The sequence below is a fragment of the Cupriavidus sp. 05L411 genome (assembly GCF_056398045.1).
Window position 1 is genome coordinate 33,422 of sequence record NZ_JBFTOQ010000028.1, and the last position, 19,109, is coordinate 52,530.

Sequence of the window (19,109 nt, forward strand, 5' to 3'; positions counted from 1 at the left end):
ATGCCGCGCGCGTGGCGCCGAGGCCTGTCGTTGATTGCGGTTCAGAGGCAGCAGGTGCCGTCGAGATAGGCCTTTCGCCAGCGCGTGATGCGGACCTCGGCGAACAGGCTGGCTTTCGTGAAGGGGTCGGCGTCGATGAACGATTGGGCTGCTTCACGCGTATCGACATCAATGATATAGACACCGCCGCCCGCATCGCTGCCGTCGTCGTTCAGCTTGGCACCGCACGCGAGCAGCAGTTGCTTGTGTTGCTCAAGGAACTCGAGGTGGACTTGGCGGGTCGCCTGGCGGACCGTCTGGTGGTTCGGCTTGTCCCAAGTCTCGATAAAGTAAGGCATCTAGCATCGCCTGGTCAATGGCCCGCCGGCAGCGGGCCGTGGCAAAAAAAAGAGCGGACGTGTCGTCAGACGATCTGCGCGCCCCACAAGAGCATCGACACAATGAAGATGAAGCCCACCCAGAACATCATGATGACGGTATAGCCCATCACGTCCTTCAGGCTGAGCTTGGACAGCGCCAGCGCGGGCAGAATCCAGAACGGCTGCACAAGATCGTTCCAGGCGTTGCCAAGCATCACCGACATCGAGGTCTGGCTCACGGAGCTACCGATCGCCTTGGCGGCGTCGATCATGAACGGACCTTGGATCACCCAGTGACCACCGCCCGACGGCGCGAAGAAGTTGATCACAAACGAGCTGACCAGGCCCCAGAACGGCAGCGTCTGCGGCGTGGCGATATCGACGAACACGCGCGATATGGTATCGACCAGGCCCGAGCCCGCCATGATCGCCATGATGCCGGCGTAGAACGGGTATTGCAGGATGATGCCGGAGATCGTCTTGATGCCCTCATTGAGCTTCGCCACGTACTTGACGGGCGTGCCCAGCAGCAGCACGCCGATGAACAGGATCAGAAAGTTGATCAGGTTCAGGTCCAGTGTGCCCCCCTGCGTGAAGTACAGCACGGCGTACGCGAGCCCGCACACGCCAATCACGAGGCTCAGCAACCGGCTGTTGTTCATGCGCCAAGCCAGTGTGCCGTCGCCGCCGATGCTGTGCGAGACGGCAGCGGCAGCGGCAGCCTCGGCCTTGTCCTCGGCGCGCGTGTCCAACTCGACCACGTCCTTGGCGTCGCGTGGGTGCAGCCAGGCATTGAGCAGCGGCAGCGTGACGATGACCGCCAGGCTGGTTAGCAGCATCGGCGTGGAAAAGATGGTTTCCGACAAGGGGATCACGCCCATCAGCTTTTCCATTGGGTGCCCCTTGGTGGAGATCAGCACCGGGATGCTGGCCGACAGGCCGAGGCCATACATCGTGAAGCCGCTATAGGCCGAGGCGATGATCAGCGGGTAGTGCACACCCTTGACGCGGCGGGCCAGTTTCTTGGCGATGATGCCGCCGATGACCAGACCGAAGCCCCAGTTCAGGTAGCTGCCGATGCCACCCACCAGGGTGGCGACGATGATGGCGCCGTGCGGCGTGTTGACCTTGCCGACGATCCGGTCGAGCAGGCGGTCGGTCAGTGGCGCGGTGGCCAGCACGTAGCCCATGGCCAAGATCACCGCCATCTGCGTAGTGAACGCGAGCAGATTCCAGAAGCCCTTGCCCCAGCTAACTATCACGGCGGGCGCGGCCTGGCCTTGCACTAGCATCGCCATAACCATCGTCAGCAGCGTCAGCCCGATGGCGAAAACAAACGGATCCGGCAAATACCGGCGCATCAGTTCTGTAAAGAACCCGGCAATCTTGTTCACTTCACTGTCCCCTAAATGTAGCCAAACTCATCGTATATCGAACATTAGTTCTATATGCGAACCTATGTGGCGGTTGCGCGCATCCTAGACGCTTAGGTTTGTGGCGTCAAGTCAACAAAACAGCGAATTATTGCGATTTACGAAAATATACGAAATTTGTGCAGCGCGACATTGCGAGTCCAACGAGACCCGGTCGGAGAGGAGCATTGTCTCGTTAGCCGAAACACGCCCGCAGCCTCGATGAAATGGATCGCGGGATTCATGAGGCTATGTCTATGTATGAATAGACTGTTGAGTTCAAGTTCTGCCCAGATTACAGAGGTCGACGAACGCGTTTCCATACGACCGCGTCACCCGCGCCCGCCACGACGCCATGGATGGATGAAAGGAAAGGCCCACGCCCTCTTGGCCACAGCGCAGCCCGGCAAGGACAAGCGCGCCCTGAGCCAGATCGTGGAAGATGCTGGCGGCTGAGGCGCAGATACCGAGCGGTTCCTGATTGCGCAAGAGCACAAACGCAATGCGGAGCGTTTCGTTGCGTCCTTCCGCGCCTTGGTAGCCGATCCCAACGGTGAATCGTTGACAGAATCGCAGCGACGCATCCGCGCAGCATTCCGAGGCCAAGGGAAACTTACTATCAACGCCGTTCGGAGGTGCGTCGACGCCGCAACCGCCAATGGACCCAGCCATATCCAAGGGCGCCGAGAAGCCGAATCCATGCCCCTTCTGCAGGCAACCGGCCGCCACGAAGACAGGCGGCGATTGGTACGCCGCCGGCTGCACAACCCACTGGCCCCAGGGCGTGCTGTCTGCTACGGGCAGTGAACCGTCGCCCGCAGTGCCGATGTTCCACCAGTTCGTCCGCAACCGCGTGATGTGGTGAGGCAAGGACCACAGCGGCGATATCACGCGACTCAACGAGGGAGGCAAATACACGTTGGACGAGGCGTCGAAAATCCGCGCGCGCGACACCGACCGCATGTGGCCGTGTGCGCAGATGGACGTGCTGGCACACCCGATGGCCGACATGCAGCACTTGCCAAAGCCGCCTAAGTACAAGACGAAGTGCGCCGGCGTGGCCGACTCGCTCAACAAAAAGGACCGTGCGTGACCACAGCTCGAAATTTAGTACTGATCGTGTCGCCCATCGCGATCCCCACCGTAGTTCCGCCGATCGCCGTGATCGCGATCGCCATGGTCCTTATCATGCTCCCCGTGGGGTTCTCCGCCGTAGTAACCGCCGCCGCGGTGCTCATCACCGTACGGCGCCACAACGCAGCCGCCGAGCAGCGCTACAGAAGCGGCAAGCATCACAAGAATGGATTTCATAAGTCTTCCTGATTTATTTTGACCTCCATTTAGAGTAAGAATACGCACTGCATTGCAGCTCGAATGTAAGCAATAGTTTCCGCAAAAGTGAGGTGTTCGCGTGGATCTGAGCTGACAGGCTGTGGAAACGCTGTGGGCTGCTATCGGCACGCGCCACGATCGTACGGGGTATATGGCCGTTGTCGTCGTCAAATGGATGCAAGGAACCGGTGCATGGCAATTGGTGGCCGCGTCGAGCACCATTTCAACCACGCCTTCGACGTGACGATAGACTGTGGCCAGTGCGCCGATGTCCACGCCCAAGCGGCGGGCGATGGACGAACACACGGATGCGACACCGAGCTGTTCGCCCTCGATCTCACTGGTCTTGACCACGTCCTCCGTGAGCGACCGCGAAACTCGCCTGATCGCGCAGCGCCATGCCGACATCAGATAAGCGCCCCATCAGCAATGCTTGGGCGCGACTAACCTCGGCCATCGACCCTGCCAGGGCCGCCAAGTGTCAGCTTGGCCAGTCATTGGCCTACCAGATGTCCAATCTCCGCTTTCCATGCGGAGCTTATGAGCTGCTTTCTCCGCAGACGCAAGTTATTCACTGCATATAGTACGGTGATAGCCCTGATATTCACTGCAGGAAGGCGAGCGGGACGGTCACCTAGTACGGGCACGATCCAGGCACATGCCCAGCGCGTGCGTGATCGGTACGGCACCGGATCGGCGCCACCGCGGAAAAAAGGCCCACATGAAGCAAGATGCGGTTCCATTGGACTCAGGCGCCGGCACTCCCAACAGATCTTCATGTCGTGAAGGAATCCGTTTCCCCGACGCCCGGCAAGCGCGGTTCAGTTTTGCTGGGACGGCGGACGGATAGGACAATGTTCGCCACTTGAGATGGGAGGGCGCTTCGGTCCACCAGCCTATTTGCACAGCGAGCGCGATGCGCGGCACGAAGCCACGCAGGCGCGTCAGCGGATTGGACATGTCACGCTCTCGCTGAAGGCCCTTCCGGCCGCCCCTCACGCCACGTCGCTCACCTGCCAAATGGTCGGTGCCGCCAAACCCCGGTTTAAGGTTGGAGAGGAAATCCAGGCGATTAATTGCATTTTAATAGCCAAGAGGACCCTCACAAAGGATATTCGGCACGCTCTCGTGCATCCTCACACCGGCATGCCAGCGCCAGATTCCCCGCACATACCATCGTTGCAACCCCTTTCAAGATAGGTACCAGTGCCTGCAAGCAATGACCGATACCCCTGCCATGATGCTCTGCAAGATCGGCGCCGATAGGTGACGGAAGCAGGCAGACGATCTGCCTGTGCGAACGAATGCGAATGGAGAACTGCATGACGACCGTGCGAGCCGACACCAAAGGAGAGGCGCTGCAGCTTCTGAACATAGCGTGATGGCCGTCGAACCGGATTATGAGTCCGGCAGAAAGGAGATCCCATTGAACTCAGCCAACTTGGCCGGCAAGTCGAATATGGAGCCCAAGAGAACCTCGCTGTGTGATCACCCACCGCGCTCATACTGCTGCGTTTTCATGACGCGGACGACACGGCAGCCGGTGGGATACGCTTGACATCGGCGACTAGCGTCCCGGGGCGCGACCCGCAGGCCATGCTTCCGTCCCTTTCCTCTCGCCTTGCCCCCTCGGGGCTCATCCCTATTCCATCTGAAAGCGCTAACTGCTAGTCTGGCAAACTTGGTGTCGCCCCTCGGTCCGGGCCATACCCTGGTTTTGGTGCATTGCCGTCCAGGCCAGCTTTTTCGATCCCTTGCTTTTGGTTTCCGTTGGAAAGACCCGCATGTCGCGACAAATGCCCCCTCTGAATCCTCTACGAGCTTTCGAGGTTGCGGCCCGGCATCTCAGCTTCACGCGGGCGGCTGACGAGCTCTACGTCACGCCGTCCGCCGTCAGCCACCAGATCAAGACGCTGGAAGAAAGCCTTGGCGTGCAGTTGTTCCTACGCGAGGCCAAGTCGCTCGTGCTGACACCAGCCGGCATGGCATACCTACCGAGCGTGCAGCAGGCGTTCAAGCAGTTGGCCGACGCGACGCAGCGCCTGCACAGCAAGGACCTGCCGGCACTGAAGGTCAACATGCCGCCGACCTTTGCCGTGAAATGGCTGATCCCGCGCATGGACCGCTTCATGAAGGACTACCCCGCGGTCGACCTCAAGGTCTCCACCTCCAACCACGCTATCAACTTCGACCGCGACGATTTCGACTTGGCCATCCGTTACGGCCGCGGCAACTATCCAGGCCTGCATTCCGAGCTATGCTTGTCGGTCGAGGTGATTCCCGTGTGCAGCCCCGCGCTGCTGGCCGGGCCCCGCCCGCTCAAGGAACCGGGCGACCTGAAGCACCACACCTTGCTGCATGACGACAGCACCTATACCGATGTGAGCAATCCGGACTGGTCCATGTGGCTCAGCCATGCGGGCGTGACCGATGTGGACGCATCGCGCGGGCCGTCGTTCTGGCCGAGCCACCTGGTGATCAATGCCGCCACCAGCGGCCTCGGCGTGGCGCTGGTCAAGAAGAACTGGGTCGAGGAAGACCTGCGGCAAGGGCGGCTGGTGCGATTGTTCGAGCAGATCCACCTGCCGGTGGAATTTTCTTACTTCGTGGTGTTCCCGGAAGAACGTCTGAGCGATCCGCGCGTGACCACCTTCGTCAACTGGCTGCGTGCCGAGGTCGCCGCAGGCGACAACCTCGAACACGCTTGAACCTGCCTGAGCCCGCCGCGCCGGCGGTTCAGCCGGTGCGTCCCCGCGCCGCCTTGGCTTGCACCCGCGTACGTAGCTTGTCCACGTTCACCATGAAGCGGCTGTGCGTGCCGGTGCAGATCTCTTCAATGCCATCGCTGGCCGCCACGCGGAACGTGACGCTGCGGCCCTCGATGGCAGTGACCTCCGCGTTGATCCGGACCTCGCCGCCAAGCAGCGTCGCACCACTGTGCCGGATCGATACCTCGGTGCCGACCGAGCTCTCGCCCGCGTCCGCGTGGTCTTGCAGGAAGTCCAGGCAGGTCTGCTCGATATCGCGGATCAGCTCCGGCGTGGCGTAGATGCGCAGCGTCTCGCCCAGGAAGTCAATGGTGCGTGGGCGGTCGACGGTCAGGGAGCGCGTCGCCGCTGCACCGGTTTTCAGGCTGTCTTTCATCTTGATTCCTCAGGAATACCGGCAAGCCGGTAGATGCGCGCCGCGTTATCGTGCAGCAGCTTGCGCTGATCGTTTGGCGGATAGATGTCGATGGCTTCGATGAAGCCGGCGAGGATCGTCGCGTAGCTGGCCACCAGGCTGTCCACCGGGTAGTTGCTCGCGAACAGGCAGCGCTCGGTCCCGAAGAGCGCGATGGCATCGCGGATCACCGGCACGTTATCCGTCGCCTCCCAGGCGCAGCCCGGCAGCCCGAGCCCCGAGATCTTCACCGCCACATTGGGCTGCGCCGCGAGCACCGCCATGGCATCGCGCCAGCCTCTCAGCCCCACTTCGCTACGGTCCGACGGCAAGCCCGTATGGTTGAGGATAATCTGCGTAGCGGGAAAATCCCGTGCCAGCGCCGCAGCCTGGTCCAGGTTCCACCATGGCGCCTGCAGGTCGTAGGACAGGCCGTGGCGCGCCAGCAAGGCATAGCCCTGCCGCCAGCGCTCGTCGTCCATCGATCCCTTCAAGCCGCGCGCAGCGCCCTCGCGGGTGGCGCTGGTCACCGGCTTCTGCCGGATCCCGCGTACCATCGGAAAGGCGGCTTGCGCCGCCAGGATCTCCGCCACGTCGCCACGGTCCAGCTGCGCGTGCGCGACCAGCGCAGAGGGACGGCCCGCGCGCTCCGCCAGTGCGGTGAGCCACGCGGTCTCGTCCACCGGATTGGCGCGAGCCCATTCCGCTTCCACATGCACGGTCTGCGCGGGCGCGAAGCCGTGCGTGTCGCGCTCGAAATCCACCGGCAAGTAGTTGCGTTTCAGGGCGGAGTAGTCGCCGTAGCGGAACCCGCTGACTTCTTCACCCTGCAGCCACGGATAAGAATTAGCTTGCAAGTCCCAGAAGTGATGATGCGCATCGATAAACGGCTGATCGAATGTGAAATCGGGCATCGCGCTATTCCTTCACCGCGATCCGGCTGACCAGTTGCTTGTATTGCGCGGACTCCTTCGCCATCACGGCCTGCAGCGTCACATCGTCTGCGTAGGTATCCGTGCTGAAGTGCAGCTTCTCCAGCGTCTGCCGCATGATCGGCTCCTGCACGGATTTGGCCACGGCAGCCTTGAGGATGTTGATGACTTCCGGCGGCGTGCCCTTGGGTGCCGAAATGCCCCGCCAGATGCCCATCGAGAGGTCGATATTGCGCTCCTTGAGCGTCGGCACGTTCTCGTAGCCGGCGACGCGCTTGTCCGCCATCACCGCCAGCACCTTGAGCTTGCCCGCCGCCACGTAGGTGGCGACTTCGGCCGTGCTCACCGTCACCGCGTCGATATGGCCACCGAGGAGCGCCATTGTGGCCGGCGCGCCACCGGGATAAGGTATGTGATTGAACTTGGCACCGGTCTTCTCCGCCAGCGCGGCGGCGGCCATGTGCCAGGCGGAACCCTGCCCGGCATTGCCCACGCGGATGTTCGAATCCGGCTTGCGAGACTCCGCAAGGAACTGTTCCAGCGTGGCGTAGGGTGCGTCCGCGCGCACCACTATGGCTGCCGGATCCGCGTTGAGCCGCGCGATCGGCACCAGGTCCTGGTAGGTAAACTTGGCCAGGCCCAGGTAGTTGAGGAAGGTCACTTCGCTGGAAGACAGCACCAGCTTGTAGCCGTCCGGCTTGGCGTGCACGACTTCGCCCAGGCCGAGTGCGCCGGTGGCGCCGGGCTTGTTGATGACCACCAGCGGCTGCGACAGATGCTTGGCGGCCGCAGCGGACAAGGCGCGCGCGACCACATCCGCGCCGCCGCCGGCTTGCCAGGGCACGATCAGCTCGATGCGGTGATTAGGGTAGGCATCGCCCTGCGCGGCGGCAACGCCTGCCCAGCCGGCGACGGTGGCGATGAGGGCGTAAGCCGTCACCCGCCACGGGTGTGAGTAGAACTTCATGATGCTTGTCTCCGTGATTCTTATGCTTTGTGCTTCTGGTGTCTTCTATTGCCCCGGCTTGCTCAAGCCGTACCGTTTTTCAGCGTTTGTGGCGCAACCGGCTGGCCGAAAGCGCCACGTTCGCGTAGTGCCTCGATCGCCATGTCATCCAGGCCAAATTCGCCAAGTACCTCTTGCGTGTGCTGCCCGAGCAAGGGCGCCGGATAGCGGACCTGCTGCGGCGTGCCACTAAGCTTAACGGGAAAGCCGAGCGCCTTCACGCGGCCTTCCACGGGATGGTCGATCTCCAGCACCATCTCGCGCGCCACGGCCTGCTCGCTCACCAGCGCCTCGTCATAGGTGTAGATCGGCGCGGCCGGCACGCCCGCGGCGAGCAAGGCGTCCACCCATTCGTCGGCGGGCTTGCGCGCGAACTCGCCTTCGATTTCGCGGATCAGCACATCGCGGTTGCGGATGCGCGCTGCGTTGTCGGTGAAGCGCGCATCCCGCAGCAGGTCGGTACGCTCGATCACCTCGCACAGCGCGGCCCACAGCTTGGGGTTGGCGGCGCCGATGACAAAGTGCCGGTCTGCCGCGCGCACGGCCTGGTAAGGCGCGCTCATGCGGTTGGCACTGCCGATCGGCACCGGCACCGTGCCCGTGCCCCAGTACTCGGCGGACTCCCACACCGACAGGCCCAGCGCGGTTTCAAACAGCGATGCGTCCACATACTGGCCTTGCCCGGTATGGCCGCGCCCGATGATCGCGCTCAGGATGCCGTAGGCGCTAAAGAGGCCCGCGCCCAGGTCGGCAATCGGCACGCTCGACTTCACCGGTGGCCCATCGGGATGGCCCATCACGCTCATCACGCCCGACATCGCCTGCGCGATTAGGTCCAGCCCGGGCCGGCGCGCCCACGGGCCGGTCTGGCCAAAGCCCGAGATGCTGGCATAGACCAGCCGCGGATTGATCTCGCGCAGCACCGGGTAATCGATCTTCAGCCGTGCGGCCACGCCGGGGCGGTTGTTCTCCACCAATACATCGGCGCCGCGCACCAGTTCATAGAACGCTTCCAGCCCGGCGGGATTCTTCAGGTCGATCTCCACGCTACGCTTGTTGCGATTCAGCGCCAGGAAGCCGCCGCTGTCCTCGCCCTTGAGCCGGAAACCCATGGCCTTGCGGGTCTGGTCGCCGACGCCCGGCGTTTCCACCTTGATGACGTCCGCGCCCATGTCGCCGAGCAGCATGCAGCAAAAAGGGCCAGCCATGATCTGGCTGACATCGAGGACCTTGATGTTCGACAAAGGCAAATTCATTGGAAACCTTATGGCTTGGTAACGGGAGGCGTGCGGATCAGCGGCCCTGGAAGGCTGGCTTCGATTTGTTGACGAAGGCCTGGTAGCCGATGCGGAAGTCCTCCGTGTCGAAGCAGGCATAGGCCTCGGCGTGCTCTTGCGCACTGAGCGGCGCGGGGTTCAGCAGCCGGCGCACGAACTGCTTGTGCCAGCGGGCGACCAGCGGCGCACCCTGGCCGATGCGGCGTGCCGCGGCGTAGGCTTCGACCGGCACCTCGGCATCCGGAACAACCCGGTTGACCAGGCGCTTCTCCAACGCCTCGGACGCCCCGAACACGCGCCCTTCCAGCACGATCTCCAACGCCACGGCCGGGCCGGCCAGCGCCATCAAGCCGCCAAGCTCGCCATACGACATCACAAGGCCGAGCCGGTTGACCGGCACGCCGAAGCGGCTGGACTCGCCGCAGATACGCATGTCGCACATCGAGGCAATCTCCAGTCCGCCGCCTACGCAAGCGCCCTGGATCATCGCCACCGTAGGGTGACGGCTGCCGGCAATCGCCTCCATGGCCGCGTGGGTGATCTGCGCGTAGTCCTGCGCCTGCGCCGAGCTGGAACGCATGCGGGTGAACTCCTCGATGTCCGCCCCGGCGGCAAAGGCCTTGTCGCCCGCGCCGCGCAGCACGATGCAGCGCAGGTCATCGTTGGCTGACAACGACTTGAACGCGTCGGTCAGGCCCTGCCACATGCCCAGGTCGAGCGCGTTCAGCTTGTCCGGGTTGTTCAGCGTAATGGTGGCGATGCGCTCGTCGTACTCGATCAGGATGGCTTGTCTCATGGTTTGTTTTTGTCGATGGATGTCGGCGGATGTTGGGTGGCGCCTGCCGCTAGCGCAGGCTCGAGGCGGTGCCTTGACCTTGCGAAGTCTAGGGTTTCCGCCGCCGCCCGCCAAACGAGAAAAACTCAGCGGTTCTTCAAGAAAAACTACGCCCCCGCCTGACCGGCGTGCCTATGAAAAAAACTTGGGCCTGCTTCAAGTAAATCCACGTTGTGGCGCAGGCGGCTTGTTTCTAGACTTCGTCACCAACGCAGCGCTCTGCAATGTCCGAGAAGCCGCCCAGCACGCACAGCACATACCGCATGGAGACAACAGATAACATGGCCCTGATCAACTACATCACCCAGATCCAGATCGATTTCGGCGCGATTGCGCTGCTGCCGCAAGAATGCGAGCGCATTGGCATCGCGCGCCCGCTGGTGGTCACCGATGCCGGCGTCAAGGCAGCGGGCATCCTGGAGCGCGTGCTGGCGCAACTGCCTGCCGGCATCCAGGCCATCGTCTTCGACGGCACCCCCTCCAACCCGACCGAGCGCGCCATGCGCGAAGCCGTGGCGCTCTATATCGAGCACCGCTGCGACGGCATCATTGCGGTAGGCGGCGGCTCGCCGATTGACCTGGCCAAGGGGGTTGCCGTGTGCGCCACGCACCTGGGTCCGCTCAAAACGTTTGCCGCCATCGAAGGCGGCGTGGCACGCATCACTGCAGCCACCGCCCCGCTGATCGCCGTGCCAACCACGGCCGGCACCGGCAGCGAGGTAGGCCGCGGCGCAGTGCTGATCCTCGACGACGGACGCAAGGTGGGCGTGCTCTCGCCCTACCTGGTGCCGCGCGTAGCCATCTGCGACCCGGACCTGACCTTTGGCCTGCCGCCACGGCTGACGGCAGCCACCGGCATGGACGCCATCGCCCACTGCATCGAGACCTTCCTGGCGCCGGCGTTCAACCCGCCCGCCGACGGCATAGCACTCGACGGTCTGCGCCGCGCCTGGCTGCATATCGAGACCGCCACCGCCTCGCCGCAAGACCGCAGCGCGCGGCTGAACATGATGAGCGCGTCGATGCAAGGCGCCCTGGCCTTCCAGAAAGGGCTGGGCTGCGTGCATAGCCTGAGCCATTCGCTAGGCGGGATCAATCCGCTGCTGCACCACGGCACCCTGAACGCCATCCTGCTGCCCACCGTGATCCGCTTCAATGCGTCAGCCCCCTCGGTGCGCGACGAGCAGCGCCTGGAGCGCATGGCGCAGGCGATGCAACTCGACGGCCCCGAAGCCATCGGCTCGGCCATCGTCGCCATGAACCAACAGCTGGGCCTGCCGAACGGGCTGGCAGCGCTTGGCGTGACGAGCGCCCTGTTCCCCCGGATTATTGAAGGCGCGCTGGCGGATCACTGCCACAAGACCAATCCGCGCATTGCGAGCGCGGAGGAGTACGCGGCGATGCTGGCTGAGGCGATGTAGGTGTTTGTGGTTTGCCCCTCTCTCCCGCTTGCAGGAGAGAGGGGCAAACCAGCGCCGCATAAGAGCGCAAAGAAGTCCGCTGTACCTATAAAAACAAACTGGAGACAAGCCATGCTACGCAGGACGTTCCTCACTGCCACGGCCGCCGGCGCCGCCTCGCTGGCTGCACCCCTGGCCTTTGCGCAGGCGCTGCCAACCGGCCCCATCCGCATCGTCGTGGGCTTTCCGCCCGGGGGCGGCACCGATGTGATGGCGCGCGTGATGGCCAACAAGCTCGGCGAGCTCTGGCATACGTCGGTCATCGTCGACAACCGTCCCGGCGCCGCCGGCGTGATTGCCGCCGAGTATACGGTCAAGCAGCCCGCCGACGGCACCACGCTGCTGATGACCAACATCAGCAACCACGCCATCGCGCCCAGCCTGTATCCCAAGCTGGGCTACGTGGTCGAGCGCGACTTCACGCCCATCATGCTGGTGGGCGTCACGCCCAATCTGCTGATCTGCAATACGCGGGAAGGCGCCAAGACCCTGAAGGATGTAATCGACCAGTGCCGCAAGAGTCCGGGCAAGATCACGTTCGGTTCGTCTGGCGCGGGCGCGGCGCAGCACCTGGCGCTCGAATTGTTCAAGCTGCGTGCCGGCGTGGATGCGATGCATGTGCCGTATCGCGGCTCAGCGCCCATGCTCACCGACCTGATCGGCGGGCAGATCGATTTCAGCTTCGAGACCATGACCTCGGCCACGCCGCAGATCCAGGGCGGCAAGCTGATCGCCATTGCACAGACCCGGCCCAGGCGCGCCAAGAGCTTCCCCAACGTGCCCACCGTCGCGGAATCGGGCTTCCCCGGCTTCGACGCCAGCACTTGGTACGGGCTGGTCGGCCCCGCCGGCATGCCGCCGAGCTTGGTGCAAAAGATGAACGCCGACATGAACAAAGTATTGGCGATGCCGGAGGTGGCGGACAAGCTGGCCAGCTTCGGCGCCGAGGATGGCGGCGGTAGCGCCGCGCGCTTTGGCACCTTTATCGGCGCCGAGCTCACCAAGTGGGCCAAGGTGGTCAAAGACGGCCAGGTGAAGGTCTGACATGGCGCGCCGCATCACCATCGAGGAAACCCTGCCGCGCGACGCCGCGCAGGCGGTGCTGGTTGGCCGCGTGTGGCTACCGGGACCGCAAGGCGGCCCAACGCCGGTCGTCGTGCGCAACGGCCAGTTGTTCGACCTAAGCGCGCTGCATCCGACCATCACCAGCCTGCTTGATCTGCCTGACCCGGCCGACGCGGTCAGGCGTGCCGAAGGTGCATCGCTTGGGCTGGTAGCAGACTGGCTGGCATCCACCTGCGAGCACAGCCCCGATCCCCGCTACCGGCACCTGCTCGCGCCGAACGACCTCCAGGTCGTGAAGGCTGCCGGCGTAACCTTTGCCGCCAGCATGATCGAGCGCGTCATCGAGGAGCAGGCGCGCGGCGATGCCGCGAAGGCCGAGACGGTCCGCCAGAGCGTGGCACACCTTGCCGACGCCGGGCTCGCTGCCGTGCGCCCGGGCTCGCCGCAGGCGCTGCGCATCAAGGAGGTGCTGCTCGCCCAGGGGCTGTGGTCCCAATACCTGGAAGTGGGCATCGGTACGGATGCGGAGATCTTCACCAAGGCGGCGCCGCTGTCGTCGATGGGCACAGGTGTGGACGTGGGCATTCATCCGGGCTCGTCGTGGAACAACCCCGAGCCGGAGGTGGTGCTCGCGGTATCCTCGCGTGGCACCATCGTCGGGGCGGCGCTCGGCAACGACGTCAACCTGCGCGACTTCGAAGGACGCAGCGCGCTGCTGCTGGGCAAGGCCAAGGACAACAATGCCTCGTGCAGCATCGGCCCCTGGATCCGCCTGTGCGACGCGGAGTATGGCATCGACGACATCTGCGCGACCGACATCGAGCTCACCATCGAAGGCGACGACGGCTTCGTGCTGCAAGGTGCCAGCTCCATGACGCAGATCAGCCGCTCGCCGCAGGAACTCGTCGGCCACGCCATGGGCCCGCACCACCAGTATCCGGACGGCATGATGCTGTTCTGCGGCACGATGTTCGCGCCCGTGCAGGACCGCGACGCGCCCGGCGCCGGCTTTACGCATCACCTGGGCGACCGCGTGTCCATCCGCACGGCTCGGCTCGGCGGCCTCGTCAACTGGGTCGGCAGCAGCGCCAACCTGCCGCCATGGCGGTTCGGCATCGGCGCCCTGATGAGCAACCTCGCACGCCGCGGCCTGCTCGGCCCCCCTCCCTGAGCCTTTCGCCCGACCCAGCGAGACCCGGGACCACCCGGGCTCGCCACACCGACACACAATTCGAAGGAGACACCATGAGACACGCCATCTCGCGTATCGTGCTGGCCGCGATGTTCGCGGCCACCACCACCACAGCCACCCTGGCCAACGCGCAAACACCCATCAAGCTGCGCTTCAGCCATACCGTGCCCGAAACCGACTCCCAGCACCTGGCCGCGCTATCGTTCAGCAAGAAGGTCAAGGAGCGCACGCAAGGCGCTGTCGAGATCCAAGTCTTTGCCAACAGCCAGCTCGGCAACGACACCACGCTGGTCACCGGCATCCGCAGCGGCACCATCGATATCGGCGCCACCGGCAATCCGTTCGTCACCGGGCTCGTGCCCAAGCTCAATGTGCTGGACCTGCCCTACCAGTTCGACGACGGCCCGCAGGCCTATCGCACGCTGGACGGCACGGTGGGCCGCGGGCTGCTCGATGAACTGGGCTCGCACCAGATCAAGGGCCTGGCCTTCTGGGAGATCGGTTTTCGCAGCCTGGGCAACAACAAGCGCCAGATCAACAAGGCCGACGATATCCGCGGCCTAAAGATCCGCACCACGCCGAACCCGTCGCATATCAAGGCGTTCCAGCTGCTCGGCGCAAGCCCTCAGCCGATGCCGTTCGCCGAGGTCTTCGGTGCGCTGGAATCCGGTGCGGTGGACGGGCAAGAAAACCCGCCCACGCTGATGCTGTCGTCCAAGATGTACGAGGTGCAGAAATACCTATCGCTCACGCGCCACGCCTACACCGCGCTTGTGGTACTGATGAACAAGGCGAAGTTCGACTCGCTCAAGCCGGAGTACCAGAAGATCCTGCTGGAAGAAGCCGCGGCCGCCGCCACGTTCCAGCGCAAGCTCAACGCCGATAATGAAGCGGCGGCCATCGCCCAGCTGCGCGCCAAGGGCATGCAGGTCAACGAGCATCCGGACGTGGCTAGCCTCAAGAAGATCGTCAAGGAAGAGACGCGCCAGCTCTACGTGCAGAAAAACGGCGACACCGTGCTGCGCGCCATCGACGCCCAACGCTAAAGCCGCGCGGAGACCGGACATGCAAACGCTGCCCTCGCCGTCAGTCATTGTAGACGCACATCATCATCTCTGGCGCTTCAGCGACGACGCGCGTTATCCGTGGCTGCAGGAGAAGTACGACCCGCAAGCCTTCTTCCTCGGCGACTACGCCACGCTGTGTGAGGACTTTGGCCCGGACGCCTACCAGAGGCGCTGGGGCAACATGCCGATCGCCGCCACCGTGCACGTGGAAGCCGAGCGCCATCCCGACGAGTCCCTCGCGGAGACCGGCTGGCTCCACCGGATCCACGCGGTTCACGGCTTTCCGAATGCCATCGTGGCACACGCGGATTTCAACGGCGCCGAGTTGGAGCAGCGCTTGCTGGCGCAGGCGGCTTTTCCGCTGGTGCGCGGCGTGCGCTGCAAGCCGGTGACGAGCCGGCGCGCTGACCAGAGCGTGCGCGGGCAAGCCGGCACGCTGCAGGATACGCGCTGGCTGAGAGGCCTCGGCCTGCTGGCCACGCACGACTTGTCGTGGGACTTGCGCGTGCCGTTCTGGCATCTGCAAGAGGCGGCAGATGCGGCGGCGATGTTTCCCACGCTGCGCGTGGTGCTCGAACACACCGGGCTGCCATGGGACCGCTCCGACGCAGGCCTTGCCGCGTGGCGCGGCGGCATGGAAGCGCTAGCGCGCCTACCCAACGTGCACGTGAAGCTCTCCGAATTCGGCCTTCCCGATGCACCGTGGGACCAGGCCGGCAATGCGCGCGTCATACGGCAGGCGCTGGACATCTTCGGCTGGCAGCGCTGCATGTTTGCCAGCAACCTGCCGGTGTCCGGGCTGCGCGCCGGCATCGGGGAAGTGATCGCGACGGTGGCCGCAGGACTGGATGGCCTGGGCGCTGAGGCGACGCACGCCGTGTGGCACGGCAACGCGCTGCGCTTCTACCGGATCGGCCAGACGAATCAATGAATAGAGAGACAACGAATATGGAAACGACAAGCGACGAGCCCACCGTGACCCGCGTCATGGTGCGCACGGCGGAAGGCGCGATGGTGGCCATGATGGCCGTCATGATCGTGCTGGTGTTCGCCAATGTGGTGCTGCGCTACGCCTTCAACTCAGGCATCGCATTCTCGGAGGAAGCCTCGCGCTTCGTCTTCATGTGGCTCACGCTGACCGGCGCCCTTCTGGTCATGCGCGACAAGGCGCACCTTGGCATGTCCACCATCGTGTCCCGACTCGGCGAGCCGGGACAGCGCCTGTGCCGCTTTATCTCGGACGCCGGCGCGCTCGCCTGCTGCCTGCTGCTGGCCAACGGCGCGTGGAAACTGGTGGTGATCGGCATGGACGACATGGCCCCGGTGACAGGCGTGCCCATCGGCCTGGTCTACGCCTGCCTGCTGTTCAGCAGCCTGGGCATGGCCGGCCTGTTGGCGCACTCGCTGTGGCGCTTGCTGAGCGGGCGCATGCCACGCGCGGAACTGGTGCCGGAGTCCGGCGTCAGCGGCGAATGATTTCCTGGAGCCTGTCATGACTATCGTTGTATTCGTTGGCTCCTTGCTGGGCGCCATGGCGCTCGGCATGCCGATCGCATTCTCGCTGCTGGTGTCGGGCATCGCGCTGATGTTCCACCTCGGCAATTTCGATACGCAGATCATTGCGCAGAACATGCTGGAGGGCGTGAACAACTACCCGCTGATGGCCGTCCCGTTCTTCATGCTCGCCGGCGAGCTGATGAACGCCGGCGGGCTGTCGAGCCGCATCGTCAAGGTGGCGGAAGCTACCGTCGGCCACGTGCGCGGTGGCCTCGGCTATGTGGCGATCATCGCCGCTACGGTGGTGGCCAGCATCTCCGGCTCGGCCGTGGCGGACACAGCCGCGGTGGCCGCACTGCTCATCCCCATGATGCGCAACGCCGGCTACAACGTGCCGCGCTCCGCCGGATTGATCGCAGCGGGCGGCATCATCGCGCCGGTTATCCCCCCATCGATCGCCATCGTGGTGTTCGGCGTGGTGGCGCAGGTATCCATCACCAAGTTGTTCCTCGCCGGCATTGCGCCAGGCGCCATGATGGCACTGACGCTCACCGCCACGTGGTACGTCTGCGCCCGCAAGGAATCGGCCTCCGCTGCTGCCACGCAACGCTTCGAGTTCCGCCGACTGCGGCAGGCGCTGATGGACGGTGTGTGGGCGCTGGTGCTGCCGGTGGTCATCATCGGCGGCATGAAGATCGGCGTGTTCACGCCCACCGAGGCCGCCGTGGTTGCCGTTGCCTACGCCATGGCCGTCGGCCGCTTCGTATACGGAGAGCTGAAACTGCGCGACCTGCCCCGCCTGATCGTCACCGCCACCAAGACCTCCAGCACGGTGCTGTTCCTGGTTGCCTGCGCGCTGGTCTCCGCCTGGCTCATCACCATCGCCAATATCCCGGCGCAGGTCACGGCGCTGCTCGATCCCTTCATCGACAACAAGATCCTGCTGATGTTCGTGATCATGGTCCTGGTGATCATCGTCGGCACGGCGCTAGACCTGATGCCCACCGTGCTGATCATGACGCCGATCCTGATGCCCGTGATCACCAAAGCCGGCATCGACCCCGTGTACTTCGGCGTGATGTTCATCCTCAACAACGCCATCGGGCTGCTGACACCGCCGGTGGGCACCGTGCTCAACGTGGTGGCCGGAACCTCGCGCTGCAGCCTCGATAGTGTGATCGCGGGCGTGTGGCCCTTCCTGCTGGCGCTCACCGCGCTGATGTTCCTGTTCGTACTATTCCCCCAACTCATCCTCGTGCCCGCGAGTTGGCTGCGCTAGTCCCTTTCATGACTGACGCGATACAAACAATGACTGCCACCTACGTACCCAAGAAGGAGTCTCACATGAAGCAAACATCTACCGCCAACAAATTGCCAAGGCACAGCATGGCCCTGGCGACAGTGGCCATCCTTGCGCTCGGCCTTTCGTCCGCGCCCGCCCGCGCGCAATCGAGCGAATGCGCCGCCGCGCAGGCCGCCAGCCAGAACCCCGCCTACCCGAGTGCCAGCGTCAAGCGCTATATCAAAACACCAACGGGCTACCTGCTGGTGCTGCGTATGGGCGACAACGTGTTTGCGCAGATAGAAGCGTTTGCCATCTGTGAGCGCGTGCCCAGCGCGAGCCTGAGCGCCATCGGCTTTGCCAATGTGACCTTTGGGTTCTGGGATGCGGAAAAGAAGGCGTTCAATCCGAAGACTTTCCCGAATGTGGAGATGGCGAGTATTGTAGGGAGTCTGGCGTGGAAAGATGGGAAACCCTCTATTCATGCGCATGGGGTTGCCGGGGACAAGCTGTTTGACACCTACGGGGGGCATATCCTGGCGATGGAGGTTGGGACAGGATCGCTGGAGATTACAGTAACTGTTTATCCGCAACGTCTTGAACGAGAGATTGATCCGAACATTGGGGCAAATGTTCTGGGGTTGTAGGCGGCAGGTGAGATCTTCTTTGGGGCTAGGTTCATCTGGATATACAGAAGTGATGGCCTCGCCTTGACCACATCCGGCTAGGAACTGATGGCATTCGGACGCAGCGGGTTTTACGAGCTCGTTCGAAGATTCGCCGCAGATGTACTCTAACGTTCGGAGGTGGAAAAGATAGCATCGAGATGGCCTCGGATACATCGGGACACCGCACGAGGTCCATGACCAGGCGTCGCCAGCGAATCATCCAACTGAAGGTACATTCACCAGGGTGCAGCCTTTCTTGGTCGATGATGGCGCTGCGATAATGGTGGCATTCACAATGGTCCCTTCCTTCATCAACAACCCGCGCTCGCGCAGCATAATTCCGATCTCGTCAAACAGCTTTCACGTCAGGGAAAGCTCGGCGATCGGCAACACGCCCAACACGCGCTGGCCGCCCACCGGCGGCGCAGCCTGCGCTAGCGCGCGTGGCGCCACATTGACCAGCCCGGCGGCGGCAACGCAGGTGACGGTACGGCCAAGGAATTGGCGGCGGAGTGAGTTCATGACATGGTCCTTCGATCTGGCACTGCACGTGCCTAGGTTAA

General features: G+C 63.7%; 19 protein-coding genes and 2 pseudogenes. 10 read left to right on the forward strand and 11 right to left on the reverse strand.

Features of this window, described 5'->3' with window-relative positions; all coding sequences use genetic code 11:
- Nucleotides 1–41: 41 nt before the first annotated feature.
- From AC1DQR_RS27445 to AC1DQR_RS27455, 3 genes are all read right to left on the reverse strand, one after another.
- Nucleotides 42–338: a YciI family protein gene (locus AC1DQR_RS27445; protein ID WP_183035488.1), complete on the reverse strand. Its 297-nt coding sequence runs from the start codon at nucleotides 336–338 to the stop codon at nucleotides 42–44.
- Between the two features lie 65 nt (nucleotides 339–403).
- Nucleotides 404–1,753 (reverse strand): short-chain fatty acid transporter, encoded by a 1,350-nt coding sequence (locus AC1DQR_RS27450; RefSeq protein WP_477134102.1) that lies wholly within the window; start codon nucleotides 1,751–1,753, stop codon nucleotides 404–406.
- A gap of 297 nt (nucleotides 1,754–2,050) precedes the next feature.
- Entirely contained in the window at nucleotides 2,051–2,782 is a 732-nt protein-coding gene (locus AC1DQR_RS27455; protein ID WP_477134103.1) for a hypothetical protein, read from the reverse strand.
- Nucleotides 2,783–2,860: 78 nt separating this feature from the next.
- Between AC1DQR_RS27455 and AC1DQR_RS27460 the strand changes: the two genes are divergently transcribed.
- Complete coding sequence (locus AC1DQR_RS27460; protein ID WP_477134158.1) at nucleotides 2,861–3,094, forward strand: hypothetical protein; 234 nt, start codon at nucleotides 2,861–2,863, stop codon at nucleotides 3,092–3,094.
- Between the two features lie 192 nt (nucleotides 3,095–3,286).
- Here AC1DQR_RS27460 and AC1DQR_RS27465 read toward each other — a convergent pair.
- Nucleotides 3,287–3,581, reverse strand: a pseudogene (locus tag AC1DQR_RS27465) (DUF4172 domain-containing protein); the annotation flags it as partial.
- A gap of 1,306 nt (nucleotides 3,582–4,887) precedes the next feature.
- Here AC1DQR_RS27465 and AC1DQR_RS27470 point away from each other — a divergent pair.
- Nucleotides 4,888–5,811, forward strand: coding sequence for a transcriptional regulator GcvA (locus AC1DQR_RS27470; RefSeq protein WP_477134104.1), 924 nt, complete (start codon nucleotides 4,888–4,890; stop codon nucleotides 5,809–5,811).
- Nucleotides 5,812–5,839: 28 nt separating this feature from the next.
- Here AC1DQR_RS27470 and AC1DQR_RS27475 read toward each other — a convergent pair whose 3' ends face one another.
- From AC1DQR_RS27475 to AC1DQR_RS27495, 5 genes are all read right to left on the reverse strand, one after another.
- The gene (locus tag AC1DQR_RS27475; protein WP_477134105.1) at nucleotides 5,840–6,247 is read right to left on the reverse strand and encodes a thioesterase family protein; all 408 of its coding nucleotides are present in this window, start codon (nucleotides 6,245–6,247) and stop codon (nucleotides 5,840–5,842) included.
- Nucleotides 6,244–7,179: an amidohydrolase family protein gene (locus tag AC1DQR_RS27480; RefSeq protein WP_477134106.1), complete on the reverse strand. Its 936-nt coding sequence runs from the start codon at nucleotides 7,177–7,179 to the stop codon at nucleotides 6,244–6,246. The genes AC1DQR_RS27475 and AC1DQR_RS27480 overlap by 4 nt, the downstream gene beginning before the upstream one ends.
- Before the next feature lie 4 nt (nucleotides 7,180–7,183).
- Complete coding sequence (locus tag AC1DQR_RS27485; RefSeq protein WP_183032517.1) at nucleotides 7,184–8,164, reverse strand: tripartite tricarboxylate transporter substrate binding protein; 981 nt, start codon at nucleotides 8,162–8,164, stop codon at nucleotides 7,184–7,186.
- A gap of 62 nt (nucleotides 8,165–8,226) precedes the next feature.
- Nucleotides 8,227–9,459, reverse strand: coding sequence for a CaiB/BaiF CoA transferase family protein (locus AC1DQR_RS27490; RefSeq protein WP_183032518.1), 1,233 nt, complete (start codon nucleotides 9,457–9,459; stop codon nucleotides 8,227–8,229).
- 37 nt (nucleotides 9,460–9,496) lie between these two features.
- Nucleotides 9,497–10,276 carry an enoyl-CoA hydratase-related protein gene (locus AC1DQR_RS27495; protein WP_477134107.1) on the reverse strand — a complete coding sequence of 260 codons (780 nt, stop codon included), beginning with the start codon at nucleotides 10,274–10,276 and terminating at the stop codon, nucleotides 9,497–9,499.
- A 320-nt stretch (nucleotides 10,277–10,596) separates the two neighbouring features.
- On the opposite strand from AC1DQR_RS27495, the gene AC1DQR_RS27500 reads away from it, so the two are divergent.
- From AC1DQR_RS27500 to AC1DQR_RS27535, 8 genes are all read left to right on the forward strand, one after another.
- A complete protein-coding gene (locus tag AC1DQR_RS27500; protein WP_477134155.1) occupies nucleotides 10,597–11,736 on the forward strand; it encodes an iron-containing alcohol dehydrogenase in 1,140 nt (379 codons plus the stop codon).
- 111 nt (nucleotides 11,737–11,847) lie between these two features.
- Entirely contained in the window at nucleotides 11,848–12,819 is a 972-nt protein-coding gene (locus tag AC1DQR_RS27505; RefSeq protein ID WP_477134108.1) for a tripartite tricarboxylate transporter substrate binding protein, read from the forward strand.
- Nucleotide 12,820: 1 nt separating this feature from the next.
- Nucleotides 12,821–14,011, forward strand: coding sequence for a fumarylacetoacetate hydrolase family protein (locus tag AC1DQR_RS27510; RefSeq protein WP_477134109.1), 1,191 nt, complete (start codon nucleotides 12,821–12,823; stop codon nucleotides 14,009–14,011).
- Between the two features lie 74 nt (nucleotides 14,012–14,085).
- Nucleotides 14,086–15,078, forward strand: coding sequence for a TRAP transporter substrate-binding protein (locus AC1DQR_RS27515; RefSeq protein ID WP_477134110.1), 993 nt, complete (start codon nucleotides 14,086–14,088; stop codon nucleotides 15,076–15,078).
- 19 nt (nucleotides 15,079–15,097) lie between these two features.
- Nucleotides 15,098–16,030 (forward strand): amidohydrolase family protein, encoded by a 933-nt coding sequence (locus tag AC1DQR_RS27520; RefSeq protein ID WP_477134111.1) that lies wholly within the window; start codon nucleotides 15,098–15,100, stop codon nucleotides 16,028–16,030.
- A gap of 17 nt (nucleotides 16,031–16,047) precedes the next feature.
- On the forward strand, nucleotides 16,048–16,575 hold the full coding sequence (locus AC1DQR_RS27525) for a TRAP transporter small permease (RefSeq protein ID WP_477134112.1): 528 nt from the start codon (nucleotides 16,048–16,050) through the stop codon (nucleotides 16,573–16,575).
- Nucleotides 16,576–16,591: 16 nt separating this feature from the next.
- Nucleotides 16,592–17,875 carry a TRAP transporter large permease gene (locus AC1DQR_RS27530; protein WP_477134113.1) on the forward strand — a complete coding sequence of 428 codons (1,284 nt, stop codon included), beginning with the start codon at nucleotides 16,592–16,594 and terminating at the stop codon, nucleotides 17,873–17,875.
- A gap of 65 nt (nucleotides 17,876–17,940) precedes the next feature.
- Nucleotides 17,941–18,525: a PPC domain-containing DNA-binding protein gene (locus AC1DQR_RS27535; protein WP_477134114.1), complete on the forward strand. Its 585-nt coding sequence runs from the start codon at nucleotides 17,941–17,943 to the stop codon at nucleotides 18,523–18,525.
- Between the two features lie 276 nt (nucleotides 18,526–18,801).
- Here the strand turns inward: AC1DQR_RS27535 and AC1DQR_RS27540 are convergent.
- A pseudogene (locus tag AC1DQR_RS27540) lies at nucleotides 18,802–18,906 on the reverse strand (IS5/IS1182 family transposase); the annotation flags it as partial.
- A complete protein-coding gene (locus AC1DQR_RS27545; protein ID WP_477134115.1) occupies nucleotides 18,907–19,068 on the reverse strand; it encodes a hypothetical protein in 162 nt (53 codons plus the stop codon).
- Nucleotides 19,069–19,109 lie beyond the last annotated feature (41 nt).

What these genes read in the sequence shown, in the direction of transcription:
- AC1DQR_RS27445 (WP_183035488.1), bottom strand. Translation starts at nt 338, where the DNA reads ATGCCTTACTTTATCGAGACTTGGGACAAGCCGAACCACCAGACGGTC.
- AC1DQR_RS27545 (WP_477134115.1), bottom strand. Translation starts at nt 19,068, where the DNA reads ATGAACTCACTCCGCCGCCAATTCCTTGGCCGTACCGTCACCTGCGTT.
- AC1DQR_RS27495 (WP_477134107.1), bottom strand. Translation starts at nt 10,276, where the DNA reads ATGAGACAAGCCATCCTGATCGAGTACGACGAGCGCATCGCCACCATT.
- AC1DQR_RS27455 (WP_477134103.1), bottom strand. Translation starts at nt 2,782, where the DNA reads ATGTCGGCCATCGGGTGTGCCAGCACGTCCATCTGCGCACACGGCCAC.
- AC1DQR_RS27520 (WP_477134111.1), top strand. Translation starts at nt 15,098, where the DNA reads ATGCAAACGCTGCCCTCGCCGTCAGTCATTGTAGACGCACATCATCAT.
- AC1DQR_RS27485 (WP_183032517.1), bottom strand. Translation starts at nt 8,164, where the DNA reads ATGAAGTTCTACTCACACCCGTGGCGGGTGACGGCTTACGCCCTCATC.
- AC1DQR_RS27480 (WP_477134106.1), bottom strand. Translation starts at nt 7,179, where the DNA reads ATGCCCGATTTCACATTCGATCAGCCGTTTATCGATGCGCATCATCAC.
- AC1DQR_RS27510 (WP_477134109.1), top strand. Translation starts at nt 12,821, where the DNA reads ATGGCGCGCCGCATCACCATCGAGGAAACCCTGCCGCGCGACGCCGCG.
- AC1DQR_RS27500 (WP_477134155.1), top strand. Translation starts at nt 10,597, where the DNA reads ATGGCCCTGATCAACTACATCACCCAGATCCAGATCGATTTCGGCGCG.
- AC1DQR_RS27535 (WP_477134114.1), top strand. Translation starts at nt 17,941, where the DNA reads ATGAAGCAAACATCTACCGCCAACAAATTGCCAAGGCACAGCATGGCC.
- AC1DQR_RS27470 (WP_477134104.1), top strand. Translation starts at nt 4,888, where the DNA reads ATGTCGCGACAAATGCCCCCTCTGAATCCTCTACGAGCTTTCGAGGTT.
- AC1DQR_RS27475 (WP_477134105.1), bottom strand. Translation starts at nt 6,247, where the DNA reads ATGAAAGACAGCCTGAAAACCGGTGCAGCGGCGACGCGCTCCCTGACC.
- AC1DQR_RS27525 (WP_477134112.1), top strand. Translation starts at nt 16,048, where the DNA reads ATGGAAACGACAAGCGACGAGCCCACCGTGACCCGCGTCATGGTGCGC.
- AC1DQR_RS27515 (WP_477134110.1), top strand. Translation starts at nt 14,086, where the DNA reads ATGAGACACGCCATCTCGCGTATCGTGCTGGCCGCGATGTTCGCGGCC.
- AC1DQR_RS27505 (WP_477134108.1), top strand. Translation starts at nt 11,848, where the DNA reads ATGCTACGCAGGACGTTCCTCACTGCCACGGCCGCCGGCGCCGCCTCG.
- AC1DQR_RS27530 (WP_477134113.1), top strand. Translation starts at nt 16,592, where the DNA reads ATGACTATCGTTGTATTCGTTGGCTCCTTGCTGGGCGCCATGGCGCTC.
- AC1DQR_RS27490 (WP_183032518.1), bottom strand. Translation starts at nt 9,459, where the DNA reads ATGAATTTGCCTTTGTCGAACATCAAGGTCCTCGATGTCAGCCAGATC.